The sequence below is a fragment of the Kitasatospora sp. NPDC004669 genome, assembly GCF_040609455.1.
GTDB lineage: Bacteria > Actinomycetota > Actinomycetes > Streptomycetales > Streptomycetaceae > Kitasatospora.
The window spans coordinates 239,050-248,892 of the sequence record NZ_JBEXKB010000004.1 but is presented as its reverse complement, the minus strand read 5'-3'; the positions used below and the strand labels follow the sequence as shown (position 1 = coordinate 248,892).

Genomic DNA, 9,843 nt, shown 5'->3' with positions numbered 1-9,843 from the left:
CAACGCCCTCGGACTGACTGTCCGCTTCGACCCCATCTGACCCCCGACCTCGATCAAGCCGTGAGCTGCAGGTTCTGCCTTTTCTTCGTGTCAGTCCGTGCGAGTTGTCATTGTGGTACGTCGAGGACGCACCCTTGGTGGACAGGAACAGGATGGGCGCCAGTCGCTGCCAGGTGAAGCCCCGGGCAGACAGGTGGGTGCGCCAGGGAATCATGACCCCCTCCTGAAAGCCGCTCAGGAGGGGGTCATAGAAGTGACTGAGGTTGAAGTGGACCAGTCGGAAGGGCCAGGTGACGATCTCTTCGAGAGGGGCGGCGCGGAAGGCGGCGGTACGGTCCATGCGCACCTGCCAGTCATCGTCCCCGAGGATGGTGAACCGGACCTCCTCGTCCTTGCGAACGTGGTCCAGCACGTCGATCGCGGGCCTGAACGTGTAGTCGAGAGTGACGTCCAGCAGGAAATTCGGTGGCTGCCGCCATCGATGGGTGAAGTCGTCGGGCGTTGTGATCGTCATGGGGCAGTCCATGGAGTCGTGTGCCGGCAGCCCGCCCTCACGCCTGCACGGCACACGACGTACTGCGTTCGTCGGACGCAGCGGAAGAGCGGCAGATGGCAGCGCAGTCCGGGGTCACCCGGTCCTGCGCCGGAACGGTCAGGAACTGTCTGATCTCGGCACGGGGCGCGTGGACGCTGACCGACGCTTGACCATAGGGACAGCGCCGCATGCGGCCGTCAGCGGACACGTACGCGGTCGCCGACCGGCACGACCGGCGCTCGCCCCCTGCAGCTGGCAGCTGGAGATCCCGCAGCTCGCCGAGGTACTCCCGGTACCGGTCGGACAGATCGAAGTAGCGGCCCAGCACGTCGACGTCGAGATGTTGCTGGACCAGATAGTCCTGCACCGACTTGCCGTCGCGGCGCAGGGCACGCTCGTCGAGGACCACCGGGCTGAACTGGACCTCCACTCCCGCGCCGGATGCGAGGCTGGCCAGATCCCGGCACTCGCTGTCGCTCAGGCCCCAACAGGTGACGTGCAGGATCTTCGTCTCGGTGCTGATCGTTCGCAGCGTGTCGATGCCCGAAGCAGCTGTGCGGGTAGTGCGTCCCAGCAGCATCGCGCCTTGCGAGTCGGCGGAGACGGTCACGTTGGCCAACAGATGCGCCACCGTGGCGAGAGTAACGACCTCGGCCACGGTCCGAGCTGAGGTCACCATCGACACCGACATACCGAACTGGTGGGCCAGCCGTACGAGCTGCCTGAGGTGCGGGTGGTGGGTCGGTTCGCCGCCGGTCAGGCACACCCCGTCCACGCCCATCTCCTTCAACCGGGACAGGGTGCGGGCGTAGGTCGCGGTGTCGAGGAAGCCGTGAGCGCGGTCTGCGCGGAAGCAGAACCCGCAGGCTACCTCGCAGTGCCCTGCCGTGGAGATCAGCGCCGTGCGAACGTGGGCGCTCATTGCACCCCCGTGTTGTCCCACACGGCGATCTCCACGGTGCTCGTGTAGAACGCGCACATCTCGGGGTCCGGGGTATCACCACCGATGAGGGCCTGCTCGTTGCGGGACGGGCCGCCACAGATCGCGAGCGCCGGGCAGTTCCCGCACTCGTGGATGGGAGCGACCTTCTTCGCCACACCGGTCAGGCTGTCCGGATCGGCTCGCAGCTCATCGAGGGTGCGCAGGAACAACGGCTCGGTGAAGTTGATGTCGCACAGGCTGACCCGGTTGCCGGGCAGCAGGGCGGCGTTCAGACTGCGGTCGCCCTGCATGTGGTCGAACAGCATCGGCCGGCGGGTGTCCAGCGCCTGGAAGGCGCGGTCCAGGACGGAGAACAGCATCCCGCCGCGTGCCAGGGCCGTCAGCCGGGCCTCGTACAACTCGCGCGCCAGGTCGGCGCCGTTGACTTGCCAGCGGCCCGCGGTCGGGATGGGCGTGTTGACGTAGATGAACTTCAGCCCGAGGCCATCGATGATCCACCGAACGGTCTCGGCGAGGCGTCCGATGTTCGCGGCGGTCGGGGTGAGATTGCAGCCCACGTGCAGCCCATCGGCCTCGACGAACCGGGTGACATTGCGGCAAATCCGGTCGTCTGCGGACTGACCGCCGAGCAGAAGCCGGTGCGCGGAGTTGATGCCCGGAGGGCCATCGATGGAGATACCGACTCCGTACTCATAGGCGACGAAATGGTCTAGGGCATCATCGGTCAGACGGGCACCGTTGGTGACGACCGTGCGTCGTACCCCGGCCACGTCATAGCGTTCGGCAAGGGTGTCGGCGAGCTGGTCGCCGTACTGCATGAGGTCGAAGCGGATTGTCGGCTCACCGCCGAACCACTGGATGGACACCTCTTCCTGCCCGGCGTTCTGCTCGAACAGGAACTGCAGCCCTTCTGAAAGCTCTTCCTTCGTCATGTCCGGCTTGCCGGTGTTGGTGTCCACGAAGCAGTAGGTGCAGGCCATGTTGCAGCGGTCGGTGAGGACCACGCGCAGACCGCTGATGCGGCAGGGGCTGGCGTCGAGGCCGAGGAGTCGAAGACGGTCACGGAGTGCTTCGCGCCGGTCGACCACGGGGCCGCCGGGGGTGAAGCCGAGCCCTGCGAGGGCGTCATGGGTCGCGGTTGGGGGGACCCCGGCGAGGTCACGAACCTCGCCGGAGTCGATGAACACACTGTCCAGCGCGACCGGATCGAGGAGAACCGCTTCCCCGTCCCGCTCGTACTGGAAGTACTTCCCCCACAGCATCCGGGGGACGGCCATGGTGGTCAGGCCGCCGTTTCCTCTTCGGCGATCCCGAGTTCGCCCATGACCTCGCGGACCTTCTCCTCGGCGGCGGCCTGGAGCTTCGCGGAGGTGGCCGGGGAGCCACCGTCGGCGAAGACGATCACACCTGGCAGCGTCGGGTTCGGCGCGATGACCGTGATGCCGGCCGGGTCGGCGCCGATGACCATGATCGCGTTCTTCAGGTCGACCCAGTCGGTGCGCTCCTTGAGCGCCTCGATGATGCGACCCTGCTTCTCCTGGAAGGAGGCGCGCTCACCCATCCACACGCCCGCCTTGGACTTGGAGTCCACGACGTCCGCGTAGATCAGGTGGTCCTTCTTCTCTCGCCTGGCTTGGGGCATGGCTGATCCTTCCTGTGTGCTGGATGGGCTGGAACAACCACCGGAGACCGGCGGGTACCGCCCCGCTCGGGAAGCGTGGGCGGGGCGACGCTTGGCAGCACTACGACAGACGCGGGGTTGTGCAGGCCCCCGACCGTCAGCCCCGCCGCTCTGCGGTGCACAGCAGCGCGGTGAGACGTGGCTTCGCAGTGACGTGGTGACATCATGCTGACGCGTGAAGTCCTATTCGAGGACTCTGACAGGTCATCAAGGGGACCTATTTAGGGCGTGGTTGCTGACTGATGGACGAGTTTTGCGCCACCATGAGGACATCGCATGTCGCTCTCTGGCGAGAGCTCGTCCCGGAGGAGTTCCATGGCGCGTCCTGCAGGCAACATCAGGCTCAAGGCCGCCCGCCTGGCCGCCGGATACAACTCCCAGCAAGCCTTGGCCGACGCCATCACCAAGGTGGCGCCAAGCCTCGGCATCAGAGGCCTGGCTGTCGGCGTCCGACAGATCCGACGCTGGGAGTCCGCCTCACCGCCCTGGCCGCAGCCCGATGTACACCGGGTCCTGACCCACCTCTTGGGGCAGAGCATGGAAGACCTCGGCTTCACACCTCCGTGGGGAAGTACACAAACCCAGCCCGGCACCGCGACCGGCAGCACCCCGCGAGCACCGCTGGCCGGAACCAGGCTTGCTGCCGTTCCCGCTCAAGGCGGAGCCGCAACACAGCCGGCGACTGTCGGCACGGATTTTGAGACTGTCACCCGCGCGCATCGGCACCTGTACTGGTCCGTCGCCCCTGCCGTGCTCCATCCGGCGATTCTGGAGCATGCCCGTCTGGGTTGCGCCCTCCTCCCGGAAACGGCGAACCCGGCCCGTCAGACCGTCGCTGCCGCACTGGCCGAGTCCTACCTGCTGGCCGGCCGCATCGAGTTCTTCGACCTGCAACAGCCAGGGCAGGCTTCGGAGACTCTCCTTCGGGCTCTACAGGCAGCCGGAGAAGCAGACGATCCGCTGCTCGGAGCGGCCATCCTTGCGCACATGGCCTTCATCCCGGGCTGGGCGGACGACCGGGAAGCAGCCGTCGAGCGCATGCTTGCCGCCCGTACCTACGCTCGCCGCGGGCAGGCGTCGGCGGAGTTCTGGGCGTGGCTGAACGCCGTAGAGGCGGAATGTGAGACCCGCTGCAGCGATCCTCACGCAGCCCTCCGCTTGATCCACCGGGCCGAGGACACACTCTCCGCGGGCTCCGAACATGCCACTCCCGACTGGATGGACTGGTTCAGCCCCGTCCGTCTGTCCGCGTTCAAAGGCAACACGCAGTTGAAGGCCGGCCACCTGCCGCAGGCTCGCCAGACGCTCCACGACGTACTCGACAGTCTGCCACCGGAGTCGGACAAACAGCGCACCGTCGTCCTTGGCGACCTCGCTGCCGTCGAAGCCGCGGACGGTAAGCCAGAGGAGGCGTGCAGATACGCCATCATGGCCCTCGATCAGTTGGCCATCACCTGGTACGCCACAGGTATGGATCGCATCCGCGAGGTCCGGCGCACGCTCGCCCCCTGGCAGAACGAGCAGTGCGTCCGGAACCTCGATGATCGCCTCTACGACTGGGGCACGACGGTCAGCGCACTTCAGCGTTGAACTTGGTGATCTTTTCCGGCAGTTCCGTCAGCGAATCGATGCGCATCGTCGTGATCGCATCCGCGTCCGGATCGTGCTGCTGGATCGTGCCCCAGGGGCCGCGCCGGATGAGAGCAGTCAGGAGGCCCGCCTGCACGGCAGGCCGGATGTCGTTGTCGAGCCGGTCACCGACGTACAGAATCTCGCCCGGCTCAGCAGGCGTCGCCTCGATGACGCGCTCGAAGAACCTCACGTCAGGCTTTGACGCCCCCCAGTCGTCACTGGTGGCGATCATGTCGGAAGGAAGGTCCAGCCCTCGCAGCAGACCGCCGGCCCGCACGGTCTGGTTCCCGGCGATGCCAACCCACAGCCCTGCTTCACGCAGGGCAGCAAGGGTGGGTCGGACGTCCGGGTAGAGGTCATCCTCGCCGAACCACTCCGGTTTGCCAGCAGCCGCGCGCTTCTCTCGCTCCTCGGTCAGGTCGAACCCGGGCCGGAACTCCTGGAACGTCTCACGGTAGTCGCGCCCCTGCGCGATGACCGCCCCGAACATCGCCGCGAAGGTGTGCCGCGGCACCCCCAGCCAGTCCGCCCACGTTCCGTACTCCCGGGTCTCGTCAACAAGACACTCGCCCACGTCGAATACCACCGCACGAATCATGCTCCGCAGGTTAGCCAATGCGCGGCGGTCAGCTCGGGGCCAGGGGGCGCTTTGGCCTACCTGGATTGACACTTCAGCGCAGTTCGATACCTGCGACCTTCGGCGCAGCGTGGAACGCCGCACTACCGGTGGAGGAGAGCTGATCACGTGGCACGGACGGAGTTCTACGACGATCCCAACGCGCCCAAGCCGAACCGGCTGGTCGTAGCAGCGTCCGCCGTGGTGACGGATCCCGAAGGGCGCATCCTGCTCCAGCGACGCACCGACAACGGCCTGTATGCACTGCCGGGCGGAACGATGGATCTCGGCGAATCACTCCCGGGCACGGCTGTCCGGGAGGTCCGTGAGGAGACCGGGCTCGATGTCGAGATCACCGGACTCGTCGGCACGTACACCGACCCTCGACACGTGATCGCCTACTCGGACGGCGAAGTCCGACAGCAGTTCAACGTCTGCTTCACCGCGCGCATCACGGGCGGGGAACTGAGCATCTCGGACGAGTCCACCGACCTTCAGTTCGTGGCTCCAAGCGACATCGAAGGGTTGCCGATGCACCACACTCAGCGCCTCCGGCTTCAGCACTTCCTGGAGCGCAGGGCGATCCCGTATCTCGGCTGACAGAGGGCGCCCGCGAAGCCCTCGCCCTGGGTGGGCGAGGGCCTTCGCGCGTTCAGTGCTGTTCGTCGCGATCCTCGGGGCGGGGCATCCTGAGGGTCGCGATGACGCCGAGGGCCACGGTGGCGATCGCGAGGGCGAGCAGGGCGACGAGGATCGCGCCGACGAAGAACTTCACCGGTGCCACGCCTCGTCCCGCTCCAGGTCGCGGAGTAGGTGGAGGAGGTTGAGCAGGGTGCTCACGGGCGCGTTCCCGAAGCCGATCAGGATACGGCCGTCGAGGGTCGTCTCGCCGGCCGCGGCGGAGCCCCAGAGGAGCCCGTGCGGCAGGCCGCGCCGGTGCAACTCTCCGAGGAGAGTGGTGATGTGGGGCTCGGTGTAGTCGCGCATCCGGGGGTCGCCCGGCGCGATGGGGTCGCGGGTCACGCGAGACAGTCCAGCTCGTACCAGCATAGGGAGCGCCCTTCGCCCAGCCCTGCCGTCCGTCGCCCTCGACCACGGTCGACTCAAGTCCGGCCCGGTCCAGGTTCTTCCGGGCGCCGCGGGCGACGTCCGGGTCGTACTCGACGGTCACCACGTTGGGACCGCCCAGGCGGTGGGCCAGGAGGCTCGCGTTCCACCCCGCGCCGGCTCCGACCTCCAGCACCCTGTTGCCCGGGCGAACGTCGAGGTGGAACGCTTCGTTGCCACCGGATATGTGGCAGAGCTACTGGCCGTACAGACCCCTCATTTGAGTACGGGTACTCAGGTGTCAGCCCGGACCGCTCCCCTATGGTGACCGGTGGCCGACTCTCCTCCAACTATCAGGCGCGGTACTGATGGTGCGGGTGGATCCCCTGGTCGCGGCCACTTCATGTCTGCTTCGGTCGCCGATCACGGCCGTGAGCAATCAGTTACCATCCGACAACAATTTGTCAGATGAATGCGGGCCTGGCGGCGATCCAGGTCCGAAGTATCGGGGGGAGAAGACATGGCTGATCCTGATCTGGCCTTGGAGTTCAAGGTCAATCCGGCCGAGCTGGACGGCTGCGGGCAGAGCGCCCAGCACATCGGGGGCCTGATACCGGGCGAGACGTCGAAGATCACCGAGCCGTGCAACCAGGCGTCGAGCGCCCTGCAGGGCTGGCTCACGGGTGCCGCAGTGCACGACTGCGGCGCGAACTGGAAGACGCTGTTGGACAAGCTCGGTGGCGACATGGGCGATGTCGGCACCAAGCTCGCCACGACGGCCGCCTACTACCGCCAGGTCGAGAAGGACATCCACACGAGCATGCGGAACCCAGCCGCACCGATCCCGGACGAACCGGACCCCTTCGGCACGACCGTCGTACCGGGCCCCGTGAAGCCCGCCAGCGCGAAGGCTGCCGAGTAAGCGATGGACATCAAGACGCTCTACGACGCCAACATCAACAACATCACCACCGCGAAGAACGCCTTCGACAAGCTCTACTCGGCCTTCAGCCAGCACGTGGAGAACTGGCAGCACGAGGTCACCGACCGGCTGGCCAACTCGCACTGGACCGGCACCGCCTCCGACCACGCCCAAGCCCGGATCCGGTTCCTCGGCACCGAACTCCAGTCCGCGAAGCAGGAACTCGACTTCGTCGGCAAGGCGCTCGCCAAGGCCGCCGAACAATTCGCGCAGGCCCAGGCCCACCTGGTCTACGCCCAATGCCGGTGACTTTGCGTTCTGCCACGGCCCTCTGCCCGAAGCATCGCCACAGGTCAGCGGCTCGCGATCGCCGTTAAGTCAGTGGCATTGGGTCTACGCCCTCGACGACGCCAAGAACGCGAAGCTCAACGTCGCCCCCGACGGCGGCATCACATGGGACAAAGAGCCCACGTCCCCGAACTACGCGGGCGCCGGCGCCGAGACGACCGCCATCGCCATCCGCAACCGCATCACCGCCGCACTCAACGAAGCCACCCACGCGGACCAGGAGATCAGCGCGCGCCTGAACCACCTCGCGACCAACGCGAGCAACGGCACCGGTCTGGACGCCGCCACGGTGGCCAAGGACCAGGCAGCCCAGACCGCCCGCGAGCAGGTGCCCGCCACCGGCACCGACCCCAACAGCGTCAAGCAGTGGTGGGACGGTCTCACCGACACCGAGCAGCAGGCGTTCATCAACGACCACCCCGACCAGGTCGGCGCTCTCGACGGCGTCCCCGCCACCGCCCGCGACAAGGCCAACCGGATCAACCTGCAGCGCGGCAAGCAGGACCTCCAGCGCCAACTCGACGGCCTCGGCCCCGAGCCGAAGAAGAATCTGAGCGTCGCCGAAACCAACGGCGGACCCGTCGAGAACCCCGACTACACGGAGTGGAAGAAGAAGCACGACGCCCTCGAAGACAAGCTGAAGGGCATCAAGAGCATCGAGGAAAGGCTGAACACCAAGGTCAACGACGATCACCCGCCGACGTTCCTGCTGGGTTTCGACACCAACGACCACGGCCACGCCATCATCGCGGCCAACAACCCCGACACCGCCGACAACGTCTCGACCTACGTCCCCGGCACCGGAGCGCGCCTCGGCGCCAGCCTCCACAACGACATCGAGCGGTCGGACCTGATGGTCGCCTCCGCCAACAAGGCCAACAAGAACGCGGGAGACCCGAGCACCACGTCGTCGATCACCTGGGTCGGCTACGACGCGCCGCAGAACCTCGGCCAGGCCACGGACGACAAGTACGCGAAGAACGCGGAGGACAAGCTGCACAGCTTCGAACTCGGGCTGCACGCCACGCACGACGGAAAGCTCAACAACAACACCGTCCTGGCCCACAGCTACGGCACCACGACCGTCGGCTACACCATGCGCGACAAGGGCCTCCCGGTCGACAACGTCGTCCTCATCGCCAGCCCGGGATGCGGCGTCGAACACGCCAAGGACCTGGGAATCGATCCGTCACACGTGTACGCGGCGCAGAGCGACGGTGACTCAATCGGCTGGGCCGATGCCGCCGACCCCAAGGGGGTGGCGAAGAACGTCCGCGACTACTACGCCGAGACATGGGGCGTGGGAAACTACTACACCGGCGTAGACGCCAACGGCGTCCATGTCGGAGGCGTCGACACTGACAACCACATGATCCACGGACGGCAGACCACCGTCCCCGAGTTCGGCGCGCACGTCCTGCGAACCAACCCCGAGGGCGGCCACTCCGACTACTGGAACGACAATTCGCCCACCTTGCCGGCCATGGGCGAGGTCATCGCCGGAAAGCCGGTCTCATGAGCACCGCCGAGCACGCCCCCCTGATCAAGCGGGTCACCGCCACCGCCACGCTGCTGGTCGCCGTGCTGGCCCTGAACGCCTGCGGAGTGGGGACCCTGGGCGAGCGGTCGAAGCCCACGATCACCTTGGACCAGGCCAAGAAGCAGATCGACACCTACCTCACGGACATTCTGGCCAAACTGCCGGTCAAGCCCGCGAAGAGCCATGATTTCAGCGACCTGGAATGCGACGCCAACGACATCGGCCCGCACGGCAGGACGGAGACCCGCCGGGAATACGACTTCGGCGACGTCCCCTCCGCGCCCAAGGCCGAGGCCGCGAAGGACTTCCGCGAGTTCCTGACCGGCCACGGCTTCGAACCGGATCCGGACGCCGCCGGATCACGTCCTGGCTGGATCAGAATGAAGAACCCCAAGGACAACTTCCTCGCCACCCTGGACGGGGTCTCCGACTCCAGCCACAGCCTCTCCCTCTGGGTCAGCTCCCCCTGCGTCTGGCCCAACGGAAAGCCGCCGGCCTGATACGCCCCCCGGAGGTCTGTACCGCCATCGGCTTTGCCGCACATCCACTCAGCGCCTCCGGCTTCAGCACTTCCTGGAG

The 9,843-nt window shown here is 66.7% G+C and carries 12 protein-coding genes and 2 pseudogenes; 6 read left to right on the top strand and 8 right to left on the bottom strand.

The window, feature by feature from the left end; genetic code table 11:
• From ABZW30_RS05945 to ABZW30_RS05930, 4 genes and pseudogenes are all read right to left on the bottom strand, one after another.
• A pseudogene (locus ABZW30_RS05945) lies at positions 1-514 on the bottom strand (hypothetical protein); the annotation flags it as partial.
• Positions 515-551: 37 nt separating this feature from the next.
• On the bottom strand, positions 552-1,457 hold the full coding sequence (locus ABZW30_RS05940; protein ID WP_355669789.1) for a radical SAM protein: 906 nt from the start codon (positions 1,455-1,457) through the stop codon (positions 552-554).
• Complete coding sequence (locus ABZW30_RS05935) at positions 1,454-2,755, bottom strand: radical SAM protein (RefSeq protein ID WP_355669788.1); 1,302 nt, start codon at positions 2,753-2,755, stop codon at positions 1,454-1,456. Before ABZW30_RS05935 ends, ABZW30_RS05940 begins: the two co-directional genes overlap by 4 nt.
• Positions 2,756-2,760: 5 nt before the next feature.
• Positions 2,761-3,120 carry a hypothetical protein gene (locus ABZW30_RS05930; RefSeq protein WP_355669787.1) on the bottom strand — a complete coding sequence of 120 codons (360 nt, stop codon included), beginning with the start codon at positions 3,118-3,120 and terminating at the stop codon, positions 2,761-2,763.
• A gap of 354 nt (positions 3,121-3,474) precedes the next feature.
• Between ABZW30_RS05930 and ABZW30_RS05925 the strand changes: the two genes are divergently transcribed.
• Positions 3,475-4,749, top strand: coding sequence for a transcriptional regulator (locus tag ABZW30_RS05925; RefSeq protein WP_355669786.1), 1,275 nt, complete (start codon positions 3,475-3,477; stop codon positions 4,747-4,749).
• Here ABZW30_RS05925 and ABZW30_RS05920 read toward each other — a convergent pair.
• Positions 4,730-5,389, bottom strand: coding sequence for an HAD family hydrolase (locus tag ABZW30_RS05920; protein ID WP_355669785.1), 660 nt, complete (start codon positions 5,387-5,389; stop codon positions 4,730-4,732). The two genes, ABZW30_RS05925 and ABZW30_RS05920, sit on opposite strands and share 20 nt — an antisense overlap.
• A gap of 147 nt (positions 5,390-5,536) precedes the next feature.
• On the opposite strand from ABZW30_RS05920, the gene ABZW30_RS05915 reads away from it, so the two are divergent.
• The gene (locus ABZW30_RS05915) at positions 5,537-6,007 is read left to right on the top strand and encodes an NUDIX domain-containing protein (protein ID WP_355669784.1); all 471 of its coding nucleotides are present in this window, start codon (positions 5,537-5,539) and stop codon (positions 6,005-6,007) included.
• A gap of 52 nt (positions 6,008-6,059) precedes the next feature.
• On the opposite strand, the gene ABZW30_RS05910 is transcribed toward ABZW30_RS05915, so the two are convergent.
• The 3 genes and pseudogenes from ABZW30_RS05910 to ABZW30_RS05900 form a co-directional block, all read right to left on the bottom strand.
• The gene (locus ABZW30_RS05910; RefSeq protein WP_355669783.1) at positions 6,060-6,191 is read right to left on the bottom strand and encodes a hypothetical protein; all 132 of its coding nucleotides are present in this window, start codon (positions 6,189-6,191) and stop codon (positions 6,060-6,062) included.
• On the bottom strand, positions 6,179-6,430 hold the full coding sequence (locus tag ABZW30_RS05905) for a hypothetical protein (protein WP_355669782.1): 252 nt from the start codon (positions 6,428-6,430) through the stop codon (positions 6,179-6,181). The genes ABZW30_RS05910 and ABZW30_RS05905 overlap by 13 nt, the downstream gene beginning before the upstream one ends.
• Positions 6,431-6,446: 16 nt before the next feature.
• Positions 6,447-6,701: pseudogene (locus ABZW30_RS05900) on the bottom strand (methyltransferase domain-containing protein); the annotation flags it as partial.
• A gap of 273 nt (positions 6,702-6,974) precedes the next feature.
• On the opposite strand from ABZW30_RS05900, the gene ABZW30_RS05895 reads away from it, so the two are divergent.
• The 4 genes from ABZW30_RS05895 (at position 6,975) to ABZW30_RS05880 (ending at position 9,764) form a co-directional block, all read left to right on the top strand.
• Positions 6,975-7,376, top strand: coding sequence for a hypothetical protein (locus ABZW30_RS05895; RefSeq protein ID WP_355669781.1), 402 nt, complete (start codon positions 6,975-6,977; stop codon positions 7,374-7,376).
• 3 nt (positions 7,377-7,379) lie between these two features.
• The gene (locus ABZW30_RS05890) at positions 7,380-7,685 is read left to right on the top strand and encodes a hypothetical protein (protein ID WP_355669780.1); all 306 of its coding nucleotides are present in this window, start codon (positions 7,380-7,382) and stop codon (positions 7,683-7,685) included.
• A 328-nt stretch (positions 7,686-8,013) separates the two neighbouring features.
• Entirely contained in the window at positions 8,014-9,243 is a 1,230-nt protein-coding gene (locus ABZW30_RS05885; RefSeq protein WP_355669779.1) for an alpha/beta hydrolase, read from the top strand.
• Positions 9,240-9,764 (top strand): hypothetical protein, encoded by a 525-nt coding sequence (locus ABZW30_RS05880; protein WP_355669778.1) that lies wholly within the window; start codon positions 9,240-9,242, stop codon positions 9,762-9,764. The genes ABZW30_RS05885 and ABZW30_RS05880 overlap by 4 nt, the downstream gene beginning before the upstream one ends.
• Positions 9,765-9,843: the final 79 nt, after the last annotated feature.